This window comes from Anaerobacillus sp. 1_MG-2023, from assembly GCF_030547345.1.
GTDB classification, from domain to species: Bacteria; Bacillota; Bacilli; order Bacillales; family Guptibacillaceae; genus Guptibacillus; species Guptibacillus hwajinpoensis_B.
Genome location: NZ_JAUORD010000002.1, coordinates 291,119 through 312,805, shown reverse-complemented (window position 1 = coordinate 312,805; position 21,687 = coordinate 291,119). Strand labels below are relative to the sequence as shown.

The following is a 21,687-nucleotide window of genomic DNA, read 5'->3' as shown; positions in this document are numbered from 1 at the left end:
GAAATAAATTATCATACTTTTTAAGATTCGGCAAGTGGTTTGTCCGGCTGCTTCGTTTCATTCTGGGGCTCTGTAATACTTGGACGCAGTTTTGTCAAAGGAACAGAAACGCGAATTAGCACTTGAATAAACGCTTTTGCATTAAAAGGAATGAATGGCCATAAATAAGGTGTATTTAATGGCTTTAAGGCGACTAGGAAGAGAATAATAGCTGTCACGCCTATTATATATCCTGGAACTCTGAAGAAAAAGACAAGGAAAAGTAGTAATAATCTAACTAGTTTGTTCGCTATTGATAACTCATAACTGGGCGTTGCGTAAGAACCTATAGCCGCAATAGAAACATACAGAATAACTTCTGGCACAAATAATCCTACATCGATAGCAATTTGACCAATTAATACAGCTGCAATTAAACCCATCGCTGTAGAAAGCGGGGTAGGCGTATGAATGGCGGCCATTCTCAGCGTTTCGATCCCAATTTCTGCAAGAATGATTTGAATAAATATCGGTACATTCGTTTCATCATTTGGCCCAATAAAATCAATCGATTTAGGCAACAACCCTGGTTCATATACCGCCAATAACCACAGGGGAAGTAACAATAGCGCTGCTAGCATTCCTCCAAAGCGGACCCATCTCAAGAATGCACCAGGTAATGGAGCTTCCCTGTATTCTTCTGCATGTTGAACATGGTGGAAAAAGGTTGTTGGTGTAATAATAACACTCGGAGAAGTATCAACGATAATTAAGACATGCCCTTCTAACAAATGGGATGCGGCTACATCTGGCCTTTCCGTATATCGTACAAGTGGAAAAGGATTTCCCGCCTGATGCACTAAAAACTCTTCGACAGTTTTATCAGCCATAGGAATACCATCAATATTAATTTCTTTTAGTTTTTTCTTAATGATTTCTACTAAGTTTGGGTTAGCTACATCCTGAATATAAGTGATACACACATCCGTTTTAGAACGCTCTCCGATTTGAAATATTTCATTACGCAAACGACCATCTCTAATACGCCTTCTAGTAAGTGCAGTATTCTCAATAATATTTTCTGTGAAACCGTCTCTAGAACCTCTAATCACTTTCTCAGTGTCTGGCTCCTGAGGCGTTCTACCTGGATACTTTCGAACATCAATAATGTAAGCAATCTCTTCGCCTTCCATAAATACAGCGATCAGTCCAGAAAGAACTTGATCGACGACCTCATCGAACGTCTCTACTTTTGTTACTTGCTGATGGGGCAAATGATTATGGATAACTTGCTCGAATTTAACGGTCAAGCGATGATGATCATCTAATTCCATCAATTCACGCATGATCTCAACAATGATTGATGTATCACATAATCCAGTACAATAATAGAATTGTATTTCTTTATTCAAAATCTTGAGTTTACGTACACCTACGTCAAAACTTTCCCCAATGCCAATTGATTTTTTCAAGAATTCTTCATTTTCTTTTAATTTTTTAAATATTTCTTGTTTGTTATTCATTTTTGTTGTCATAGAAACCGCTCCTTTCAAGCAGAATTTGAACGGCTTTCAATGTTATAGGCGACCCAACCTCCGGATCATCAAGTCCAGACATTTTACCTATATCACCGACACCTATAATAATAGGGACATTCAGTTTATCTAAAATAGATACAGTATCCCCATCTATTCTCCCAGCTTCCATATCAGCAAATCCATTCTTATCAACACCGAAATGTGTTAATTCACCATCCCTATCAATGGAAACATCTACTCTCGTCCATTCAGAGAAGTGTGTTCTCGAGGCAACTGCAATCGCACCAAGTAGTTCAACATCTTCATCCTCAGCCACAGCCTGCATCGCTAGTTCTCCATAACCTTCACCCGGAAAACCACTATCATCAAACATTACAAAGATTGGATCGTGTGGAGCTTCTTTAATTAGGGAAATAATTTCATAACCAGCAAGCGGGGTAGGATTTCCTGCTGATTGGCTAATGCATCTCCCGCCAATATCCGAAGCCACTTTTTCAATTGCTTTTTGCGCGTAAAGATCTCCATCAGTAACGAAAATAACCCGCCGCTTGTTCAATTCATTCACCCCTTTGGTTTGAATATAATGGCTATGATAAATCCGAAAACAATAGCTGATGAAATTCCAGCTGAAGTTAACTGAAATATCCCCATTGCAATGCCTATAAATCCATGTTCCTCTCCTTGCTGCATCGCCCCATGTAGCAAGGAATGTCCGAAGCTCGTAATTGGCACTGTCGCACCAGCTCCTGCGAATTCAATCAGTCGATCGTATATACCAAACCCGTCAAGAATCGCTCCAGCCACAACAAAAGATGACATGACATGAGCTGGTGTTAATCTAAAAATATCGAGCAATAACTGACCTACAACACAAATGGCTCCTCCTACTGCAAAAGCAATGAAGTATTCCACTATTCCTCACCTCCAACTCGCTCAAAAACCACTGCATGAGCGATAGCAGGCATACTTTCTTTCTGCTGCACCATAACGGGGCTATGCAAGCATCCTGTAGCTGTAACAAGAATTTTTGAATACTTCCCTTGTTTTAGAAGCTCTATGAGATGACCATACGTAACAACCGCCGAACAGGCACATCCACTTCCACCTGCGAATACTTCTTTCTGGTCTGGACGATAGATCATTAACCCACAATCATTATGATTATTAGTAATGTCAAACCCTTTCTCAAGCAATAAATCACGAACAATCGGAGAACCAACTGCAGATAAATCTCCAGTAACAATTAAGTCATAATCTGAAGGCTTTACATTCAGGTCCTCAAAATGTGTGGCCAATGTATCTGCTGCCGCTGGCGCCATCGCACTCCCCATATCAAACGGATCTTTGATTCCCCAGTCAACTACTCTTCCAATCGTTGCCGCAGAGATTTGAATGTCCGATAACTCCTGACTAACTAAGGCAGCTCCAGCACCAGTTACAGTTGATGTCGCAGTACCGGGTTTCTGACCTCCATATTCTGTTGGATATCGGAACTGTCTTTCAGCAGTTGCATTATGGCTACTAACTCCAGCAATAACCCTCTCTGCAAAACCACCATCAACTAGAGAAGAAGCAATGGCTAGGGATTCCATCGATGTGGAGCATGCTCCAAAAACACCTAGAAAAGGAATATGATTAGACCTTGCTGTATAAGTTGCGCTTACGATTTGATTTAATAGATCACCTGCTACAAAAACATCAACTTGATCAGGAGCTAATTCTTTTTTCTTCAAACAACTCATTACTGCATCTTCTAATAATTTTCTTTCAGCAAGCTCCCAGTTTGCCTGATCACAATGAAGGTTATTATAGGTCACATCAAACGAATTCCCAAATGGACCTTCTGCTTCCTTTGGGCCTGTTGCTGTACCTACTGATTGTAAATATACATTTGAAAAACTCCATGTTTGCTTTCCTGATTTCATACAGGTTCTCTCCTTATACCAGGGCTTTAAAAATCATTCTGACCATTCCTACAATGTAAGCCGCAACGACGCCAAACACTATGACTGATCCAGCAAGTTTAAACATATTGGTTGCTATGCCAAGTACAATCCCTTCGCTTTTATGCTCGAGAGCAGCACTTGTAATCGAATTAGCGAAACCTGTAACTGGTACAGCTGAACCTGCCCCCGCAAATTGACCAAGCTTGTCATACCAACCGAAAGCCGTTAATATAGCTGCGATCAAAATGAGAGTGGCAACAGTCGGGTTTCCAGCATTTTCTTTAGAAAAATCAAAAACATTGATATAGAAATTCTGAACACCTTGCCCGAACATACAAATAAATCCACCTACAACAAACGCCTTTATACAGTTGAAAAAATACGGCGGCTTTGGCTGATACTCTTTAATGTTCTGACTATACTTTTCCTTATCGTTTAATGATTTTTTCATTACTTGATCCCTCCATCCACAAAAATTGTCCAATGAAACAATGATCCGAATACTTTACCAAGTACTATAGCCATTAGTAAAACCAAAATTCTATCTATAAACCCAATCCGTTTCGTTAATATTGGCAAGACATTAAGTACTTCTGTTAATGCTGCTGCTAACATCCCAATAAATATACCTGCACCAAGTCCAATTGGGATCACTACAAATTTGGGCAGGCCAAGAGTTGGATTTCTTAACGATAACCAACTTGCCACTACAGCACCTACAATGATCCCCCATTCATAAAAACGAATGAGGTGTAACGTTTTGGACAATTGAGTGAGTCTAGGGATAATGCCAAGAACTGAAAGAAATGCAACAAATCCAGCCCCAACCGCAATCCCTTCAGCAAATCCGATTAACATCACTAAGACAAATTGAACATTCATGGCTTCGAATTTCCGTTTTCTTCGTTCTCATGAACGATGACGTATTGATCAAGGTCCTGTTGATAATTAAACATTTCCACTTCAAGTGGGCTCGGTTCTTCATTAAACCGCTTTTTGAAAAGATGATTAAAGAAAAGGACCATCCCAATTCCAAGTCCAAATGAGTATGGTACTTGTAGAAGCAGTGGTTTGGGATTGTCGATTCCAGTCACAATTTTATATATTTGCTGATGAACCTCTCTCATACTGACGTCTTCATGAAAATTCATAATTGCGAGGGCCGCACCAATAAATAATAAAAACCAGATAAGAACAAAATAAACGGGTGCTAATTTCTTCTTTGGATATTGAACTTCTACAATTGTTTGTGTAGGACCAACCACTTGAATCTCAATGTTTTCCATTTCGCTATGGATTGACATAATGACTTTCATAACATCAATTACGACTAAGTTCTTATCTTCTTTCGTTACATGGTAAATGTGGATATTCTCCACCTTACTACAGCAAGAATCTTCTCCTATGAGCTGAGCAATATCACCAATCAATAGCTTCTTATTAGGCGGCACTTTCTTTTTTTGCCTAAGTCGAAGATATATTATCTGACTATCCATGATCCTCCACCTCCTTATTCAAGGGGCATATTGGTTATAGTATGTTTCTACTAAATGACTCTCATTCTTTAGCAACCTAAGTACCATTAATTCCCTAGAAGTGTGGGACCTTTTTATATCGTCCATTTATTAATCTTAGTGATAGCTCGATTTTTATTCAGGTAAAAAAAGCCATTGCACACAAAAAAAGAACAGAATGAGCTATTTGCTCATCTGTTCTTTAATTTGTTTTAATATTTTCTTTTCCAGTCTCGATACTTGAACTTGAGAAATCCCAAGTCTTTCTGCCACTTCAGACTGAGTTTGATCTTTATAATACCTTAAATAAACGATTAATCTCTCACGATTATCAAGATACTGCAATGCTTCCTTAAGGGCTAATTTATCAAACCAAGCACTATCTGTATGATCGGCAATTTGGTCGAGTAAAGTAATGGGATCTCCATCATTTTCATAAACCGTTTCATGAATAGAAGTTGGTGCCCTTACAGCTTCTTGTGCCATTACAACTTCTTCCGGCGTAACTTCTATTCGTTCTGCAATTTCATTAATTGTAGGCGTTCTGCCGAGCGTTTTCGATAACTCATCCTTCGCTTTCCTAACTTTATTTCCAGTTTCTTTAAGGGATCGACTCACTTTCACTGTTCCATCATCTCTAATGAAGCGCTGAATTTCCCCAATAATCATTGGTACCGCATAGGTGGAGAATTTCACATCGTAACTTAGATCGAACTTATCCACGGATTTTAACAAACCAATACAACCGATCTGGAACAGGTCATCCGCTTCATACCCTCGATTTAGAAATCGTTGCACAACGGACCAAACGAGACGCATATTCTTTTGAACAATAAGGTCTCTTGCTCCCTGGTCCCCATTCTGGCTTTGTTTAATCAATTCCTTCACTTCATCAGGCTTCAGTTGCGACTGCTTCCCTTTTCTAACCTCCACGTCCATATGCAGGTCCCCTTAATTACATAGCGCTTTATTTTTTGATAGATACTTCATTAAGTGAATGGTCGTACCCTGGCCACTTGCAGACTCCACTTTGACCTCATCCATAAAATTCTCCATAATTGTAAAGCCCATCCCTGATCGCTCTAATTCAGGCTTTGTTGTAAACAAAGGTTGTCTTGCTTCCTCAAGGTCAAGAATTCCGATTCCGTGGTCACGAATTGTTAAATTGACCGTGTCGTCATTTAACTCGACTGAAATGTAAACCTTCTCTTCAGAATTTTGCTCATAACCATGAATAATGGCATTTGTAACAGCTTCTGATACAACTGTCTTGATTTCAGTAAGTTCATCAACAGTAGGGTCGAGCTGCGCAATAAAAGCTGCTACAGTCACACGAGCAAATGATTCATTTTGACTGAGCGCAGAGAACTCGATATCCATACGATTTCTCATTATGCCACCCCCAAAGTAGCGAGGGCATGCTGCTCATCAGCCTCAAGCCTCACAATTTTAAAGAGACCTGACATTTCAAACAATCTCTTAACAGGTGGAGAGATTGAACATACGACCATTTCTCCTCCAAAACTCTTCACTTTATTGTACCGCCCTAGAATAACACCGAGACCTGAACTATCCATGAATGAAAGACCGTCTAGACTTAGCACAATATGTTCAATTTTACGCTCTTCAATAATCGAATCTACCCTGTCTCTTAGTTCTTCTGATGTATGATGATCCAACTCTCCATCAAGACGAATCAAAAGAACGGGATGGCGCACTTCAAGATTGATCGAAAGACTCACGTCACATTCCTCCTCATGTTTGCTTGTGAGTTTTTTCTCTCTTTACAGGGTTAATTCCTTCTTCATGACAAAACTAGTGAGATTTCGATGAAAGAGGTGATCACTTGACAGTTTGAGTAGGTGCTTTGGCGAACTGCGCAGCTGTCCGTTTCATCAGCTGCCACCAGGAAGCTTTTTGAATGTCTTTGTCAGCAATAACAGGAGAAGTAGCTGTCACGTGACCATCTATTTTCACAGACAACTCACCTACCTCTTCCCCTTTCTTAACAGGTGTTTCTATATTCTTATTGACTTTGATGCTTGTTGTAATTTTACCGTTTTCTTGCCCTTTCTTAAGAAGAACGGAAACTCGTTCAGATGTTACAACAGACATGGTAGGTTGATCTCCTTTATTTACCTTCACTTCTTTCACGATGTTGTTTCGATCAAATAATTTATGTGTTTTATATTGAGAAAATGCATAATCAAACAGTTTTGTAATATCCGCATTACGTACTTTTGGAGATGGAGCCCCCATTACAACAGCCACCACTCGCATGTCATCTCTTTTCGCCGTTGCCGTAAGACAATACTTTGCTTCACTTGTAAATCCTGTCTTCAATCCATCTACACCAGGATAAAATTTAACAAGCTTATTAGTGTTAACGAGCCAAAATTTCTTATCTGTATCCTGCCTTAGGTAGTCTTCATATAATCCAGTATATTTTGTAATCAATTCATATTTAAGAAGCTCTTTAGCCATAAGGGCCATATCATTTGCAGTGGAATAATGACCCTCCGCAGGTAATCCAGTAGGGTTTACAAAATGAGTGTTTTGAAGCCCCATTGATTTTGCCTTTGCATTCATCGAATTAACAAATTCTTCTTCCGAACCAGCGATCGCTTCAGCCATTGCTACCGAAGCATCATTACCGGAAGCAATCGCGATACCTTTTAACATATCGTTAACTGTCATTTCTTCCCCTGCCTCAAGAAAAATCTGCGAACCACCCATCGAAGCAGCATATTCACTTGCTCTAATTTTCTGATCGAGGCTTACTTTTCCACTTTCAATCGCTTCCATAATTAAGATCATTGTCATGATTTTAGTCATACTTGCAGGAGGAAGCTTTTTATCACTATCTTTTTCAAACAATACTTCACCTGTATCTCGCTCAATCAAAATAGCGGAAGAAGAATTCTCTGCGATTTTTAGCTTTGCTTCTTCTGCATGCGCAAAAGAAGGAACAATAAGAGTTACTCCCAGCAAGAAGGCGAGCGCTGTTGCAACAACTTTCATTGGTGATCCCTCCATTCTTAGTATTACAAGGATTTCCAACATCTTGGAAAAATATACGAATTCTATATCCTCTATTGATAATCGCATTCACTCTCCTTAAATCTTTTCACGGATTTATAGCATGTTAATGAAATAGTAGATTATTGCCTTAATTACGCTCTGAGAAGAAGATGTCACTCGAATAAACTAAAAATCGAGAACCAACAGGATAAGCTAACTTAGCTAAACACAAAAAAAAGAAGCCCCCCAAAAGAGACTTCTCAAGATACTACCTTACATTAATTAGTTAATAACCTTATAAATCAGCTGTGGCTTTTCAGCAGCTTGTTTAGAAAGAGTGTACGCTTCATTAATTTTATCGATTGAGTTCTGAACGTCTTCTTCATCACTGTGAAGAACGACTATTGCTTCGCCTTTCTCCACTTTATCGCCGACTTTTTTCTTCAGCGTAATCCCAACGCCGTGATTAATTTGATCGTCTTTTGTCGCTCTTCCTGCACCAAGATACATAGCAGCAACACCAACAGATTCAGCATCAATTTCTGTTACATACCCATCTTGCTGTGCCGAAACTTCAATATCATGCTTTGCCTGTGGAAGTTTAGAAAGATCATCAATGACGGATACATCCCCACCTTGAGCTTGAACGAGCGTTCTAAATGATTCAAACGCTTTTCCATTTTGAAGATTCTCTTCAAGTGTTTTATACGCCGTCTCAAAGTCATCGAAAGCACCAGCTATCACTGTCATATGTGAAGCAAGTTCTAGAGAAAGTAGGCGTAGATCCTCGATATTTTCTCCTTGAAGAACCTGACAAGCTTCTCGAACTTCATTTGCATTTCCTACTTCAAAACCAAGCGGCTGACTCATATCACTAATAACTGCCACAGTGTTTCGTCCAAGGTTGTTTCCGATGTTAACCATTTCTTTAGCAAGAGCTTCTGAGTCTTCAAGCTTCTTCATGAAAGCACCGGATCCGGTTTTGACATCAAGAACAATACCATCTGCTCCAGAAGCAAGCTTTTTACTCATGATTGATCCGGCGATCAGCGGAATGGAATCCACAGTAGCTGTTACATCACGAAGCGCGTATAATTTTTTATCTGCAGGAGCGAGGTTCCCTGTCTGACCAGCTACAGAAAGTTTATGTGTGTTCACATTATTTACAAATTCTTCTTTGGTCATCTCAATGTGGAAACCTTTAATGGACTCCAGCTTATCTAAAGTTCCACCGGTATGACCTAAACCTCGACCAGACATTTTTGCAACTGGTACACCTACAGAAGCAACCAATGGACCAACGATAAAGGTTGTCTTATCACCTACTCCTCCAGTTGAATGCTTATCCACTTTATGACCCTTTATAGCAGATAGATCGATTGTTTCTCCAGACTCTACCATTGCTTGGGTAAGCATAGCCGTTTCATTTGACTTCATCCCATTAAAATAAATCGCCATCATTAAAGCTGACGCCTGATAATCAGGGATGTCCCCCTTTGTATATCCTTCAATAAAGAAATTAATTTCTTCTTTTGTTAATTCATTTCCATTACGTTTTTTTTGAATAACATCAACCATTCTCATTCGAATAGCTCTCCCTTCTACATTAACCCATTTTACTTACAATTGTTTTAACCAAAAGAAGGAAGTTTGCCTTTACCTTCTCTGTTGTTTCAATCACTTCGTCATGGTGAAGTGGTTGATCCAGAATTCCGGCAGCCATATTTGAAATACAAGATATACCAAGTACATCCATGCCCGCATGTCTTGCAATGATAACTTCTGGTACAGTTGACATACCTACTGCATCGCCACCCAATGTACGCAGCATGCGAACCTCTGCTGGGGTTTCATAAGTTGGTCCGGTATTTCCGACATATACTCCAGATTGTAGTTTCATTCCAAGTTCTGTTGCCGTATCTTGTGCTAAATCTTGAAGATCCATTGAATAAGCGGTAGACATATCCGGGAAACGTGGTCCAAACTCATTGCTATTTGGTCCAATTAATGGATTTGTTCCAAAGTTATTAATGTGATCAGCAATAACCATTAAATCTCCAGGTTGGAACTCTTCATTTATACCACCTGCAGCATTCGTTACAATGACTTTTAGAATCCCAAGTTCTTTCATCACTCGAACGGGGAATGTTACTTTATCCATTGAATAACCTTCATAAAAGTGAAAACGCCCCTGCATGGCTGCTACTGCTTTTCCATTTAACGTTCCGAATACAAATTGTCCAGCGTGCCCTTCTACTGTTGAGACGGGAAAATTCGGAATGTCACTATAGGGGATTTGAATTGGGTTTTCAATTTCTTCAGCCAGTACACCAAGACCAGAACCTAAGATCAGCCCGATTTCTGGACGAAACTTTCCAACTTGACTTTGTATATAGGATGATGCATCTTGAATTTCTTGTTTAATTGTCATTTTCGTTCCTCCTCTTGATTCTTAAAGCTTTTTAAGAAAGCTTGTCCCGTGTTTTGGTAACGTTACATCAAAATTATCCGCAATTGTTGCTCCAATATCAGCAAATGTGTCACGAATACCGAGATCTACTGCTTCTTTTATCCCTTTATGGTAGGCAAGTAATGGAACATATTCACGTGTATGATCTGTTCCATGGTGAATTGGATCATTCCCATGATCAGCTGTGATCAATAACAAATCATCTTCTTCCATTCGATCGAGAACTTCTGTTAATCTCTCGTCATACTCTTCTAGCGCTTCACCATAACCTTGCGGGTCTCTTCTATGCCCATATAATGCATCAAAGTCGACGAGGTTTAGGAAGCTGATTCCTTCAAATTGCATTTGTTGAGTTTCAAGCAACTTATCCATGCCGTCCATATTTGATTTCGTACGAAGAGACTTTGTTACACCTTCTTCGTCATAAATATCTGAAATCTTTCCGATTGCAATAACGTCTTTCTCATTATCCTTTAATTCATTCATAACTGTATGACCAAAAGGTTTTAGCGCATAATCGTGACGATTAGAAGTACGTTTAAAATTACCAGCTTCACCTTCAAAAGGTCTTGCAATTACTCGACCAACCATATATTCTTCTGCTTTTGTCATTTCTCTTGCAATCTCACAAATGTGATAAAGCTCATCCAATGGAACAACATCTTCATGGGCTGCAATTTGAAGAACAGAATCTGCAGAAGTATAGACAATAAGTGCGCCGGTTTTCATATGCTCCTCACCAAGTTCTACAAGAATTTCTGTCCCTGAAGCAGGTTTATTTCCAATGATTTTTCTTCCTGTTCTACTTTCAAGCTCGGAGATGAGATCGTCAGGAAATCCATTAGGGAAGGTTCTAAAAGGCTGCTCTATATGAAGGCCCATAATTTCCCAATGTCCAGTCATCGTGTCTTTCCCATTCGAAGCTTCCATCATTTTTGTATAATGAGCCATTGGTTTAACTGCTTTACTAATCCCATTAAGTTCGCGAATGTTGCCAAGACCCAGCTTCTCCATATTCGGCATCTTCAAACCATTCATATGATCTGCGATATGACCTAGAGTATCTGCGCCCAGGTCGTCAAATTGATCAGCATCCGGAGCCTCACCAATGCCCACCGAGTCCATTACAACCAAAAATACTCTCTTAAATCGTTTTGTCATTATGATCCTCCTCATTCAATGTCTATCTATTGTTACTATTCCCCTCAAAAACAAAAAAACTCACGCATGAATGCGTTTACGAAAGCAGAAAAAAGAAAAAATCTGGCCAATGACCAGATCTCTTTCTGGAGAAAGCCTCCTATTAGGCCCTTGGATGGTAAGTTGAATAAATATCCTTCAATCTCGCTTTAGTTACATGTGTATAGATCTGTGTTGTTGAAATATCTGCATGTCCGAGTAGCTCCTGTACTGCTCTAAGGTCCGCTCCATTTTCAAGTAAATGGGTTGCAAATGAATGTCTAAGTGTATGTGGAGTAAGAGGTTTTACAATGTTAGCTTTCAATGCAAGCTTTTTAAGAATTTTCCAGAAACCTTGTCTCGATAGGCTTTCACCACGATGATTCAAGAAAAGCATTTCGTTTTTATTCTTTTTCATTAATTGCCCTCTACCTTCATCCAAATAAATGGTTAAGGCATCTCTTGCCATCTTACCTAGAGGCACAATTCGTTCTTTATTCCCCTTACCAATCGTTCGAATGAAACCCATAGTTAAATGAACATCTTCCATTTTCAAATCAATGAGTTCACTCACACGTAAACCTGTTGCATACAATACTTCTAGCATTGCGCGATCGCGTTTACCAAAAGGAGTCGAATAATCAGGTGCCTCTAGCAGTTGCTCTACTTCAGTTGTTGACAAAATCTTAGGTAGTTTCCGCTCTGTTTTTGGTGTTTCAATATGTACAGAGGGATCTTGATCCACTGCCTTTTCTCTAAGTAAAAATTGATGAAAGGCACGAATAGAAGCAATGTTTCGAGCAATTGTAGTAGATGCTTTTCCACTGTCTCTTAGCGTATAGAGATAATTAACAATATGCACACGTCGCACTTCATCCAAAGTGGAAATGTTCTCATTTTCTTTTATATGTTTTAGATATTGAGCGAGATCTCGCCTGTATGCATCGAGAGTATTTTTGGACAGGCTCCGCTCAACTATCAAATAGTGCAAAAAATCCTGTACCTGATCTTCCATTGTAAACGCTCCTTATTCACCTGTCTGGTAAAACAAATTGAGCCTTTCAAGGAAAGTGTGTTGAATACCCGATTCCATTTGAACGACTTTCACTGCTTTTCCTTGTGGCACATCATACCGATGATAATTCTGGTACTCTTGATTTACCCAGAGAATGCCAAAGTAAAACAGTAATGTACAACCTGTGAACAGTAAGAAAACTTTCATTGTATCTAAAACAAGCAATAAACCCCTTCTCAAACTAACGCACCTCCATCTCTAGTAAAAGATATGCCAGGGATAGAGAATTTTATACATCGTTAGGAGATACAGGTTCTTAAATGTCTTCTATTACAATTATGAATGATTAACGGCTTGCTCCGGCTGTTCTTTATCTTCCTGTCCTTGACAACGGTGACAGATCCCATGAAATGTAAGGCGATGATCTTTAATTTTAAAGTTCCAATCATTCTCAACTACCTTTTCTACATCACCAAGTAAATCATCTTGTATTTCATCTACTGCGCCACACTCAATACAAACCAAGTGATGGTGAAAATGAGCAGCGCCTTCTTGCCTGAGGTCAAACCTTGAAACACCGTCACCAAAATTAATTTTATCAACGATTTTCAATTCAGCTAATAACTCAAGCGTTCGATATACAGTTGCTAATCCAATTTCAGGAGATTTTTCTTTTACTAAAAGATACACATCTTCAGCGCTTAAATGGTCTTCTTCGTTCTCAAGAAGTACACGCACGGTTGCTTCTCGCTGGGGTGTTAACTTATAGCTTTGAGAATGAAGATGTTTCTTAATTCGATCGATTCTGCTTTCCATGTCCCATTTCCCTCCCTCGATCGATGCCATTTTCATTATAAGCAGTAGGGAAATCGGTGTCAAATTAAAATCATTATCAACCTAATGTTGTAATGATTTTAATTTGATAATGAATATAATTTACTTCATTTCCACTACGGCCTTTATCAATCCTGGTGATAAATAAGCTTCAAACCATGCTGCTAGACAGAGAAAACTTAGCGCACATATAACTAGCCCTGAAAACCTTAAGAATGGAGGAAGAATCGGTTCTATTCTGCGTTTCATAAATAATTGCCTCATCAGTCGAATCGAAAAAGTTAGAGAAGCCGTTGCAACGATTACCATCGCGGGCACAGCTATAATATTCTGTGGAAAGACTGAAACAAATGCCAATAAGAAGCCTTTCCAGCTCATTTGATTCACAAGAAAACCTACTGTAAAACCAACAACTATCCCTTTTAGAAAGAGCATAATTAGTACAATTGGAAGACCAATTATCGTAAGTCCTAAAAGCCACATCAAACCAATATATTTGGCATAATGAGTTAAGCTTTGATGAAACATTTCAGATGATGTTGCGAACTGTCCATCTGATACCTGTCCAAAAAAACGCCCCAAGTATACAGCAAGATCTTCTTTTTGAGTGAAGCTTAGACTATTGACTATAACGGCTCCGAATACAATGCCCATGAGGAACAATACGGCAATAAATGTGTAGAGAGATAAATGATCTGATAGATGAGTTGATATCATTTGCTTCAGATGTCTGCTACGATTCATACGATTTCCTCCTTCATACGACCTTTGGTAAAGTCTATGAAATGGATTTTGAACGTATGACTGATCGATAGATTATCTCTTTTGGTTTACAACTTTACCGTATGTTCCACCCCCACCTTGTTCTAACGTAAGCTGCCCACTCCTTGAAAGGACGATCATATGAGCGAGTGACTCTCCTACAACGCCGGTCAGATCACTCTCAGTCACCCGGTGAAGAATATTCATCTCCGTACTAAAAGAATCTAATAGACGCTCGAAAGTTTTTGGCCCAACCCCTGGTAGAAAGTCTAGAGGAACGTGATGTACATATGGGGGACGAACAGGGTACTTCGACGCTGAACTCAATTCTTGAATTCGATTCGCCACCCCTTTTACAATCTTCTTACTTCCGCATGAATCGCAAACCAACTGACTAACTGGAGAATTACATTTAGAGCATATCGCCTCATAATATTTACCTAATTTGGGGTCTAATCCAAAATTCGCTGCAATTTTTCGGTCATATTTGCCTTGTAATGCCTTTTTCCACTCAAGAAATGTGGGTTGTTTTAAATATAAGCATTGATATTCTCGAGCTATTTTTTGTGTGGAATGTGCGTCTGAATTCGTCAAAAATGGGTAACGATGAAGTTCTTCAATTTGGTCTGCCATCTGTGTGTTAGAAGAAAGACCTAATTCAATTCCATCAATATTGTTTAGGTCAAAAACTTCGCTTATTGACTGATGGACTCCCTTTCCAAATAGGCTCTTAAATGGTGTAAATATATGGGCAGGTATAAATAAACCATCAAGCTCTTTTGCCTTTTCTTGAATGACCTCCGCTCTTTCATATATGCGTTGAGAACTTAGAGTAATATTTGTCATTCTAGCTCTTAGCCAATCTGAAAAATGTTTCATTTTTGTTAAATCAGGCAAATAAACTAGTACATGAATAGGACCCTGACAATTCTCATCATAGATTTCGATTTCTGTACCTAAAATGAGAGTGAGAGATTCAAACCGAATTCCACCCTCACTCAATTCATAACATTCACCCTTCTCCAAATAATCTTCTATCTCTTTCATAACTTCAGGAACGTGACAATCGATCACGCCAACCATATCAAGCCCTTTTCTTGCACTAGCTTCATTAAGGATATGAGATAATGTTAACGTTTTTGAACCAGTTATCTTAACAGGTTTGTTCGTTCTAGTTCTCCCGATATGAATATGAAAATCTGCATAATATGGTTTCATGGGATCACTTCAATTTCAATTGTAAATACATGAGAGCATAAGCGGTTTTAGCATCATGAATTTCCTGGCTTTCTATCATCTTTTCCATTTCTTCTATTGTTAAATGAAGAACATCAAGAAACTCATCTTCATCAACCGATTGTTCTCCTTTTTTCTCTAATCCCTTTGCTACGTATAAATGAACAAGTTCATTTGCGAAACCAGGTGATGTGTAAAATGAGATCACTTTTTCAAGTGAGTCACACGTATATCCTGTCTCTTCTTCTAATTCACGAACTGCAGTAATTTCAGGTTTCTCCCCTGGTTCAAGTTTCCCAGCTGGGATTTCCACGATAGCTTTATCAAGGGCTTTACGATATTGTCTTACGGCTAAAATTTTATGATCGGGCGTCTCTGCAATAACCGCAACAGCACCAGGATGATCAATTAATTCACGCTTACTTTGTTTCCCATTTGGTAACTCAACATCTTCCACCCGTAAGTCTATAATTCGACCTTCGTAAATCGTTTCTGAATGCAAGGTCTTTTCATATAAATGGTCCATTCGTTCATCATCTCCTGGTTCTAAAAATTCAAATCGATACATAAAGTCTATCACATGAGACAGATAATAGGGAAAAGACTAAAACCATTAATGTATCGAACTATTTAGGAGGTTCTGTTTATGAAAGTCTATATTCAGCCAAACGGTGTCACAATGGTAGGAAAACCAAAGCAGATTCAATTAATGATTAGACATTATATGAATCATTATGAAACGATTGAAGAATGGATTCAGGCTCCTGCTGTTCGAACTAAAGCACACCTAAGGTTAATACAATAAGAAAACAACAAGAAACGCTGCCATTAATGGCAGCGTTTCTTGTTTAACGAATCTCCGTTTTGAAAATATTATTCATTTGCTCAAGGAATACGTTATGATGCTCGGTAAACGTTGCCATACAGGATGAATGCGCAACTGTTCTAAATCCTCTTGCATAAGCACCATAAGCAGTTAGAAAATCGCAAATATCTGTACATACTCCTGCAAGATGAACAGTTTCCACACGACGTGATTTAAGTATTTCTTCCAGATTCGTTCCATAAAATGCATCATATTCTGGCTTGGGAACAAACGTGACATTCGGAAGCTCCTTATTGGATTCATACCACTGCTGTAATTCACCATATAACTTCTGTCCCCACGTTCCTCTTACATTATGTACGGGCCAGATATTAAAGTGATCATCCTCTTCTTCATGCTCATCCATACAAATCACAACTTCCTTGCCTTCCTCAATAAACGTTGTGGCAAGTGAAATAATACTAGGAACAATCTCTTGTCCCTTCTTGCCAGAAGTAAGTCCTCCCTCATCATGAACAAAATCATTGCTCATATCAATAATTAAAAGCGCTTCTGTTGCCATTATACCGCCTCCCATTATGTTTACTATAGCAGGTGTGTTATCAGGTAACAAGACATCGAAATCAGCATATGATTGGCATGAATCCTCCTATCACGATACACTTAATACAGGTTAAAAATGGGAGGTATGGAATGCAATGAAAACCAATCAACTCGGAAGCTCAAAACTGAACGTTAGCGAAATTGGATTAGGTACTATGTCACTTGGCACTGATCGAGAGAAAGGTATTTCGCTTATTCATAAGGCTATTGATAACGGTGTTACATTTATTGATACAGCTGATTTGTATGACTTCGGTCTAAATGAAGAAATAGTAGGAGAAGCCCTACGTGATCGACGGAATTCAGTCGTACTTGCTACGAAAGCAGGGAACCACTGGGAAGAAGGAAAAGAAGGCTGGTACTGGGATCCATCAAAAAAACATATTAAATCAGCACTAAAAGCTAGCTTAAAACGATTGAAAACAGATCACATTGATCTCTTTCAGCTTCACGGTGGTACAATCGAGGATCCATTCGATGAAACCATTGAAGCTTTTGAAGAATTAAAACAAGAAGGATTAATTATCGAATATGGTATTTCAAGTATACGCCCAAATGTCATCCGAGAGTTTGTAAAAAAATCTTCTATCGCATCAGTTATGATGCAATACAGCATTCTTGATCGTAGACCCGAAGAAGAAATTCTAGATTATTTGCATGAAAACAACATCAGTGTCATTGCTAGAGGACCGCTTGCTAAAGGCATGTTAACTGATCGATATGAGGAAAAAGTAAAAGAAGACGGATTTCTCGACCATTCTAAATTCGACGTTCTTGAAACTGTTAAGCAACTTTCTGAAATAAAAGGGGATAAGCGCAATTTAACTCAAACGTCACTAAAATATGCTCTTGCTCATCCCGCTGTAGCTACAGTAATTCCTGGAGCTAGTCGCAGTGAACAACTTCTCGCAAATATTACAGCACAAAATGCTCCAGACTTAACACCTGATGAAGTTCAGAAAATACGTGACGTTTCAAAAATGAATGTGTACGATAAGCATCGGTAATTAAAAAAAGAGCGCAGTCTACTGACTGCGCTCTTTCCTTCTATTTTCATAAATTAAAAGGCATCTAATATTGGATTGCTAATAATAATGTCCGGTTCTGTTGAAGCTTGAATCTGCTCAATGCTATAGCCAATGGCAACTTCTTTTAACACAAGCCCTTCATCGGTTATGTCAAAAACAGCCCGATCCGTAATGATTCGATTAACAACGCCTTGACCTGTTAGGGGGAGGGTACAAGCATTTAAAATTTTCGGATCTCCGTTTTTGTTCACGTGATCCATAATGACAACAATCCTTTTCGCTCCATGCACAAGATCCATGGCCCCACCCATACCTTTAATCATCTTTCCAGGTATCATCCAATTAGCGAGGTCACCATCTTTTGAGACTTCCATTCCGCCTAGTATCGCAACATCAATATGTCCTCCACGAATCATCGCAAAAGACTCTGCACTATCAAAATAGGATGCTCCTTGCATCGCTGTAACTGTTTCTTTCCCGGCGTTAATAAGATCAGGATCAACTTCACCTTCAGTTGGATAAGGTCCGATTCCAAGAAGGCCATTTTCCGATTGAAGCACTATTTTTTTGCCTTCTGGTATATAGTTAGCTACCATCGTAGGCATTCCAATTCCTAGATTCACATAATAACCATCCAGAATTTCTTTTTCAGCACGTCTTGCAATCTTTTCACGAACTGCTGCTTTATCTACTTTCACCATTATGATCCTCCTATCGCGTTGTTAATCGCTCAATCTTCTTTTCCTGCTCACCCACAATAACCTTTTGAATATAAATGCTTGGAGTATGAATTTGATCAGGGGATAACTCTCCTACACCTACTAATTCCTCTACCTCAGCTATGGTCACTTTACCTGCTGCAGCAATCATAGGATTAAAATTACGTGCCGTTTTGTTATAGACCAAGTTCCCCATTATGTCCCCTTTCCACGCACGAACAAATGAGAAATCTGCCTGAATGGCTTCTTCAAGCAAGTACTCTTTACCATTGAATACTCTGACTTCTTTCCCTTCCGCTATCGGTGTTCCCACGCCAGCTGGAGTATAGAACGCTGGAATGCCAGCACCGCCTGCCCTTATTCTCTCTGCTAGCGTTCCTTGAGGAATGAGCTCAACTTCTAATTCACCGGATAACACCTGTCTTTCAAATTCTTTATTTTCTCCAACATAGGAACCTACCATTTTTTTTATTTGTCTGTTTTTTAGGAGCAATCCCAGGCCCCAGTCATCAACTCCACAGTTGTTCGATATGACTGTTAAGTCCTTTGTTCCTTTCTCTTTTAATGCAAGTATTAAATTTTCTGGTATACCGACAAGGCCAAACCCACCAACTAGAATCGTTGCTCCATCTTGAATGTCTTGTACGGCTTCTTCAAACGTATCAAGTACTGGCTTCATTTATTTAAACCTCCATATCTTTTTTAAGTTCGTTCAACGATTGTTGCTACGCCCTGTCCTCCACCAATGCAAAGCGTAGCCAGACCAAACCGCTCATTTCTACGTTTCATTTCATGTAGTAGGGTTACTAAGATTCGAGTACCACTTGCGCCAATCGGATGACCAAGAGCGATCGCCCCACCGTTCACGTTCAAGATTTCTTCATTAAAATCAAGGTCTCTTCCAACGGCAAGAGATTGAGCAGCAAAAGCCTCATTTGCTTCCACTAGATTCATTTGATTCATTGAAAGTCCAGCACGTTCAAGTGCTTTCTTCGTAGCAGGAACAGGACCTAACCCCATAACGCTTGGATCTACACCTCCACTTGCATTCGAGCGAATAACAGCAAGGTATTCTATTCCAAGTTCATCAGCCTTTTCTTTACTCATTAAAACAACAGCGGCTGCGCCATCGTTAATACCAGAAGCGTTTCCTGCTGTAACCCCACCGTTTTTCTTAAAAGCTGGGCGTAACTTGGCAAGTTTATTAGCCGTCGTTCCTGGTTTAACGTATTCATCGGTATCAAATAAAAGAGGATCACCTTTTCGCTGCGGAATAGAAACCGGGAGAATCTCTTCTTTAAAACGCCCCTCTTCAATTGCAGCCTGTGCTTTTTGTTGACTCCATGCAGCAAATTCATCCATTTCTTCTCTTGTTAGCTGATAATGATCGCACAGGTTCTCAGCAGTAACACCCATATGATAATCGTTAAATGCGCACCATAATCCATCTTGAATCATGGTATCCACCATCTTTTGGTCACCCATTCGCAAGCCTTCTCGCGCTCCGTTTAATAAATAAGGGGCCTGACTCATGTTCTCCATCCCACCGGCGACGACAATATCTTGATCGCCAAGCATAATAGATTGAGCTCCAAGATGAACTGTTTTCAATCCTGAACCACATACTTTATTTATTGTCATCGCTGGAGTTGAAACCGGAATTCCCGCTTTGATAGCTGCCTGACGAGCAGGATTTTGTCCAAGACCCGCTTGAAGAACGTTTCCCATAATGACTTCTTCCACCTGATCTATCGATAAGCCAGCCTTTTCGACCGCTCCTTTAATGACCATCGCCCCAAGTTCTGTAGCAGAGATAGATTTTAGTGAACCATTAAATGAACCTACCGGCGTTCTGATAGCGCTTACAATTACAACATCTCGACTCATTTCGATTTCCTCCTTATGTATCTATGACTCTCTTCTACATAATTCTTACTTAATTCAAAAAACTCCTTCCTCCAAGAGAGAATTTCCATTATTCAAACGATTATCTTGCAAGACTTCCAATCCTTTGTTTTAATTAAAGATAGCGCTTACAAAGAAAGGTGATGAATGTTTTGCTACCACAACATGCAACAATCATTGAAGTTGGTCCAAGAGATGGCCTTCAAAATGAACTAAATCAGATCAAAACAAATGATAAAATCCGTTTCATCAAAGCCTTAAAAACAGCCGGAATGAAAGAAATGGAGATTACCTCATTCGTATCACCTAAATGGGTTCCCCAAATGAAAGATGCTAGTGAAATAGTAAGTACTTGCCTTGACGATACAAGAAACTTCGTCTTAGCCCCTAACCGTAAAGGGGTCGAGAGAATTAAAGAAACGAACGTGAAAGCGATCGCACTTTTTGCTGGTGTAAGTAACTCCTTTAATCAAAAGAATAGCAATAAAGAGACAAAGGATCTATTCAATGAGCTAATTCCTTTAGTCAAAGAATTAAAAGCAGAAGGTTATTTCGTTCGTGCATGCATTTCTACTGCTTTCTATTGTCCATATGAAGGAAAAATAAAAGTAAATGATGCAGTTGACGTTTGCCGGCAATTTGTTGTTGCAGGCGTAGATGAATTGAGCGTAGCAGATACTATTGGAATGGCCACTCCTGATGAATCACACAACCTTTTTAGCCAACTTGTAAAAGAATTACCGTCAACATTGTTAACAGCTCATTTCCACGATACAAGGGGTATGGCACTTGCTAACATCTATGCATGTCTCCAAGCTGGAATTTCAAGATTTGATACGTCAGCTGGCGGACTTGGCGGCTGCCCTTTCGCCAAAGGAGCGACAGGCAACGTTGCAACAGAAAGTGTTGTCTATATGTTGGAGAGAATGGGTATCAAAACAGGTATTGATCTTGAAAAACTAATGAGAGCTATTGATGAGATTGAGCCTCACCTATCAAGATCCATCCTAACACCTTATCGAACGTTATATAATAAAGAAAAGGAAGCTTCCATAAAATAGACATATAAATATTATAGTAAACTAAATAAAATAAGCACACAGACGTGTGCT

At 39.3% G+C, this 21,687-nt stretch carries 27 protein-coding genes; 3 read left to right on the top strand and 24 right to left on the bottom strand.

The window, feature by feature from the left end; translation table 11 throughout:
* Positions 1-20: 20 nt before the first annotated feature.
* The 20 genes from Q4550_RS05390 to Q4550_RS05295 form a co-directional block, all read right to left on the bottom strand.
* On the bottom strand, positions 21-1,514 hold the full coding sequence (locus Q4550_RS05390) for a spore germination protein (RefSeq protein ID WP_303530888.1): 1,494 nt from the start codon (positions 1,512-1,514) through the stop codon (positions 21-23).
* Positions 1,495-2,073 (bottom strand): stage V sporulation protein SpoVABEA, encoded by a 579-nt coding sequence (gene spoVAEA, locus Q4550_RS05385; RefSeq protein ID WP_303530886.1) that lies wholly within the window; start codon positions 2,071-2,073, stop codon positions 1,495-1,497. The genes Q4550_RS05390 and spoVAEA overlap by 20 nt, the downstream gene beginning before the upstream one ends.
* 5 nt (positions 2,074-2,078) lie before the next feature.
* Positions 2,079-2,429: a stage V sporulation protein AE gene (gene spoVAE / locus Q4550_RS05380; RefSeq protein ID WP_194221990.1), complete on the bottom strand. Its 351-nt coding sequence runs from the start codon at positions 2,427-2,429 to the stop codon at positions 2,079-2,081.
* Positions 2,429-3,442 carry a stage V sporulation protein AD gene (gene spoVAD / locus Q4550_RS05375; protein WP_303530884.1) on the bottom strand — a complete coding sequence of 338 codons (1,014 nt, stop codon included), beginning with the start codon at positions 3,440-3,442 and terminating at the stop codon, positions 2,429-2,431. Before spoVAD ends, spoVAE begins: the two co-directional genes overlap by 1 nt.
* A gap of 13 nt (positions 3,443-3,455) precedes the next feature.
* Positions 3,456-3,914 carry a stage V sporulation protein AC gene (gene spoVAC / locus Q4550_RS05370; protein ID WP_303530882.1) on the bottom strand — a complete coding sequence of 153 codons (459 nt, stop codon included), beginning with the start codon at positions 3,912-3,914 and terminating at the stop codon, positions 3,456-3,458.
* Positions 3,914-4,345 carry a stage V sporulation protein AB gene (locus Q4550_RS05365; protein WP_303530880.1) on the bottom strand — a complete coding sequence of 144 codons (432 nt, stop codon included), beginning with the start codon at positions 4,343-4,345 and terminating at the stop codon, positions 3,914-3,916. Before Q4550_RS05365 ends, spoVAC begins: the two co-directional genes overlap by 1 nt.
* Positions 4,342-4,959: a stage V sporulation protein AA gene (locus Q4550_RS05360; protein ID WP_194221994.1), complete on the bottom strand. Its 618-nt coding sequence runs from the start codon at positions 4,957-4,959 to the stop codon at positions 4,342-4,344. The genes Q4550_RS05365 and Q4550_RS05360 overlap by 4 nt, the downstream gene beginning before the upstream one ends.
* A 201-nt stretch (positions 4,960-5,160) precedes the next feature.
* Positions 5,161-5,916 carry an RNA polymerase sporulation sigma factor SigF gene (gene sigF, locus Q4550_RS05355; protein ID WP_283154038.1) on the bottom strand — a complete coding sequence of 252 codons (756 nt, stop codon included), beginning with the start codon at positions 5,914-5,916 and terminating at the stop codon, positions 5,161-5,163.
* Between the two features lie 12 nt (positions 5,917-5,928).
* The gene (spoIIAB, locus tag Q4550_RS05350; protein ID WP_194221996.1) at positions 5,929-6,369 is read right to left on the bottom strand and encodes an anti-sigma F factor; all 441 of its coding nucleotides are present in this window, start codon (positions 6,367-6,369) and stop codon (positions 5,929-5,931) included.
* Positions 6,369-6,719: an anti-sigma F factor antagonist gene (gene spoIIAA / locus Q4550_RS05345; protein WP_194221997.1), complete on the bottom strand. Its 351-nt coding sequence runs from the start codon at positions 6,717-6,719 to the stop codon at positions 6,369-6,371. Before spoIIAA ends, spoIIAB begins: the two co-directional genes overlap by 1 nt.
* 100 nt (positions 6,720-6,819) lie before the next feature.
* Positions 6,820-7,998 carry a D-alanyl-D-alanine carboxypeptidase family protein gene (locus Q4550_RS05340; protein ID WP_303530875.1) on the bottom strand — a complete coding sequence of 393 codons (1,179 nt, stop codon included), beginning with the start codon at positions 7,996-7,998 and terminating at the stop codon, positions 6,820-6,822.
* Between the two features lie 282 nt (positions 7,999-8,280).
* Entirely contained in the window at positions 8,281-9,582 is a 1,302-nt protein-coding gene (locus tag Q4550_RS05335; protein ID WP_303530872.1) for a pyrimidine-nucleoside phosphorylase, read from the bottom strand.
* Between the two features lie 22 nt (positions 9,583-9,604).
* Positions 9,605-10,429 (bottom strand): purine-nucleoside phosphorylase, encoded by an 825-nt coding sequence (locus tag Q4550_RS05330; RefSeq protein ID WP_303530870.1) that lies wholly within the window; start codon positions 10,427-10,429, stop codon positions 9,605-9,607.
* Positions 10,430-10,450: 21 nt separating this feature from the next.
* Entirely contained in the window at positions 10,451-11,629 is a 1,179-nt protein-coding gene (gene deoB, locus Q4550_RS05325; RefSeq protein WP_303530867.1) for a phosphopentomutase, read from the bottom strand.
* Positions 11,630-11,771: 142 nt separating this feature from the next.
* Positions 11,772-12,662, bottom strand: a complete 891-nt coding sequence (gene xerD, locus Q4550_RS05320) for a site-specific tyrosine recombinase XerD (RefSeq protein ID WP_194222002.1) — start codon at positions 12,660-12,662, stop codon at positions 11,772-11,774.
* Positions 12,663-12,674: 12 nt separating this feature from the next.
* Complete coding sequence (locus Q4550_RS05315; protein ID WP_371018615.1) at positions 12,675-12,902, bottom strand: YqzK family protein; 228 nt, start codon at positions 12,900-12,902, stop codon at positions 12,675-12,677.
* Positions 12,903-12,998: 96 nt separating this feature from the next.
* Positions 12,999-13,478 carry a ferric iron uptake transcriptional regulator gene (gene fur, locus Q4550_RS05310; RefSeq protein ID WP_194222003.1) on the bottom strand — a complete coding sequence of 160 codons (480 nt, stop codon included), beginning with the start codon at positions 13,476-13,478 and terminating at the stop codon, positions 12,999-13,001.
* A 120-nt stretch (positions 13,479-13,598) separates the two neighbouring features.
* Entirely contained in the window at positions 13,599-14,240 is a 642-nt protein-coding gene (spoIIM, locus tag Q4550_RS05305; protein WP_303530864.1) for a stage II sporulation protein M, read from the bottom strand.
* Positions 14,241-14,312: 72 nt separating this feature from the next.
* The gene (locus Q4550_RS05300) at positions 14,313-15,476 is read right to left on the bottom strand and encodes an endonuclease Q family protein (protein ID WP_303530863.1); all 1,164 of its coding nucleotides are present in this window, start codon (positions 15,474-15,476) and stop codon (positions 14,313-14,315) included.
* Between the two features lie 4 nt (positions 15,477-15,480).
* The gene (locus Q4550_RS05295) at positions 15,481-16,020 is read right to left on the bottom strand and encodes an NUDIX hydrolase (protein WP_303530862.1); all 540 of its coding nucleotides are present in this window, start codon (positions 16,018-16,020) and stop codon (positions 15,481-15,483) included.
* A 120-nt stretch (positions 16,021-16,140) separates the two neighbouring features.
* Between Q4550_RS05295 and mciZ the strand changes: the two genes are divergently transcribed.
* A complete protein-coding gene (gene mciZ, locus Q4550_RS05290; RefSeq protein ID WP_194222006.1) occupies positions 16,141-16,299 on the top strand; it encodes a Z-ring formation inhibitor MciZ in 159 nt (52 codons plus the stop codon).
* A 43-nt stretch (positions 16,300-16,342) separates the two neighbouring features.
* Here the strand turns inward: mciZ and Q4550_RS05285 are convergent, their stop codons facing one another.
* Complete coding sequence (locus Q4550_RS05285) at positions 16,343-16,882, bottom strand: cysteine hydrolase family protein (protein ID WP_303530861.1); 540 nt, start codon at positions 16,880-16,882, stop codon at positions 16,343-16,345.
* 136 nt (positions 16,883-17,018) lie between these two features.
* On the opposite strand from Q4550_RS05285, the gene Q4550_RS05280 reads away from it, so the two are divergent.
* Positions 17,019-17,930, top strand: coding sequence for an aldo/keto reductase (locus Q4550_RS05280; protein WP_303530860.1), 912 nt, complete (start codon positions 17,019-17,021; stop codon positions 17,928-17,930).
* Between the two features lie 53 nt (positions 17,931-17,983).
* On the opposite strand, the gene Q4550_RS05275 is transcribed toward Q4550_RS05280, so the two are convergent.
* Genes Q4550_RS05275 through Q4550_RS05265 form a run of 3 tightly spaced genes read right to left on the bottom strand, consistent with a single transcriptional unit; the run spans position 17,984 to position 20,557 of the window.
* Positions 17,984-18,652, bottom strand: a complete 669-nt coding sequence (locus tag Q4550_RS05275; RefSeq protein ID WP_303530859.1) for a CoA transferase subunit B — start codon at positions 18,650-18,652, stop codon at positions 17,984-17,986.
* A 10-nt stretch (positions 18,653-18,662) separates the two neighbouring features.
* Positions 18,663-19,349, bottom strand: coding sequence for a CoA transferase subunit A (locus Q4550_RS05270; RefSeq protein ID WP_194222010.1), 687 nt, complete (start codon positions 19,347-19,349; stop codon positions 18,663-18,665).
* 23 nt (positions 19,350-19,372) lie between these two features.
* On the bottom strand, positions 19,373-20,557 hold the full coding sequence (locus tag Q4550_RS05265; RefSeq protein ID WP_303530855.1) for an acetyl-CoA C-acetyltransferase: 1,185 nt from the start codon (positions 20,555-20,557) through the stop codon (positions 19,373-19,375).
* Positions 20,558-20,718: 161 nt separating this feature from the next.
* Between Q4550_RS05265 and Q4550_RS05260 the strand changes: the two genes are divergently transcribed.
* Positions 20,719-21,636 (top strand): hydroxymethylglutaryl-CoA lyase, encoded by a 918-nt coding sequence (locus Q4550_RS05260; RefSeq protein ID WP_303530852.1) that lies wholly within the window; start codon positions 20,719-20,721, stop codon positions 21,634-21,636.
* Positions 21,637-21,687 lie beyond the last annotated feature (51 nt).

Excerpts from the sequence above, each read along its gene's own strand:
- spoVAC (WP_303530882.1), bottom strand. The coding sequence starts at position 3,914 with ATGAAAAAATCATTAAACGATAAGGAAAAGTATAGTCAGAACATTAAA.
- Q4550_RS05335 (WP_303530872.1), bottom strand. The coding sequence starts at position 9,582 with ATGAGAATGGTTGATGTTATTCAAAAAAAACGTAATGGAAATGAATTA.
- Q4550_RS05360 (WP_194221994.1), bottom strand. The coding sequence starts at position 4,959 with ATGGATAGTCAGATAATATATCTTCGACTTAGGCAAAAAAAGAAAGTG.
- mciZ (WP_194222006.1), top strand. The coding sequence starts at position 16,141 with ATGAAAGTCTATATTCAGCCAAACGGTGTCACAATGGTAGGAAAACCA.
- Q4550_RS05265 (WP_303530855.1), bottom strand. The coding sequence starts at position 20,557 with ATGAGTCGAGATGTTGTAATTGTAAGCGCTATCAGAACGCCGGTAGGT.
- Q4550_RS05300 (WP_303530863.1), bottom strand. The coding sequence starts at position 15,476 with ATGAAACCATATTATGCAGATTTTCATATTCATATCGGGAGAACTAGA.
- Q4550_RS05295 (WP_303530862.1), bottom strand. The coding sequence starts at position 16,020 with ATGGACCATTTATATGAAAAGACCTTGCATTCAGAAACGATTTACGAA.
- deoB (WP_303530867.1), bottom strand. The coding sequence starts at position 11,629 with ATGACAAAACGATTTAAGAGAGTATTTTTGGTTGTAATGGACTCGGTG.
- spoIIAB (WP_194221996.1), bottom strand. The coding sequence starts at position 6,369 with ATGAGAAATCGTATGGATATCGAGTTCTCTGCGCTCAGTCAAAATGAA.
- Q4550_RS05330 (WP_303530870.1), bottom strand. The coding sequence starts at position 10,429 with ATGACAATTAAACAAGAAATTCAAGATGCATCATCCTATATACAAAGT.
- Q4550_RS05270 (WP_194222010.1), bottom strand. The coding sequence starts at position 19,349 with ATGAAGCCAGTACTTGATACGTTTGAAGAAGCCGTACAAGACATTCAA.
- fur (WP_194222003.1), bottom strand. The coding sequence starts at position 13,478 with ATGGAAAGCAGAATCGATCGAATTAAGAAACATCTTCATTCTCAAAGC.
- sigF (WP_283154038.1), bottom strand. The coding sequence starts at position 5,916 with ATGGACGTGGAGGTTAGAAAAGGGAAGCAGTCGCAACTGAAGCCTGAT.
- spoVAD (WP_303530884.1), bottom strand. The coding sequence starts at position 3,442 with ATGAAATCAGGAAAGCAAACATGGAGTTTTTCAAATGTATATTTACAA.
- spoIIM (WP_303530864.1), bottom strand. The coding sequence starts at position 14,240 with ATGAATCGTAGCAGACATCTGAAGCAAATGATATCAACTCATCTATCA.
- Q4550_RS05285 (WP_303530861.1), bottom strand. The coding sequence starts at position 16,882 with ATGGCAACAGAAGCGCTTTTAATTATTGATATGAGCAATGATTTTGTT.
- xerD (WP_194222002.1), bottom strand. The coding sequence starts at position 12,662 with ATGGAAGATCAGGTACAGGATTTTTTGCACTATTTGATAGTTGAGCGG.
- Q4550_RS05260 (WP_303530852.1), top strand. The coding sequence starts at position 20,719 with ATGAATGTTTTGCTACCACAACATGCAACAATCATTGAAGTTGGTCCA.
- Q4550_RS05280 (WP_303530860.1), top strand. The coding sequence starts at position 17,019 with ATGAAAACCAATCAACTCGGAAGCTCAAAACTGAACGTTAGCGAAATT.
- Q4550_RS05275 (WP_303530859.1), bottom strand. The coding sequence starts at position 18,652 with ATGGTGAAAGTAGATAAAGCAGCAGTTCGTGAAAAGATTGCAAGACGT.
- Q4550_RS05390 (WP_303530888.1), bottom strand. The coding sequence starts at position 1,514 with ATGACAACAAAAATGAATAACAAACAAGAAATATTTAAAAAATTAAAA.
- Q4550_RS05365 (WP_303530880.1), bottom strand. The coding sequence starts at position 4,345 with ATGAATGTTCAATTTGTCTTAGTGATGTTAATCGGATTTGCTGAAGGG.
- Q4550_RS05340 (WP_303530875.1), bottom strand. The coding sequence starts at position 7,998 with ATGAAAGTTGTTGCAACAGCGCTCGCCTTCTTGCTGGGAGTAACTCTT.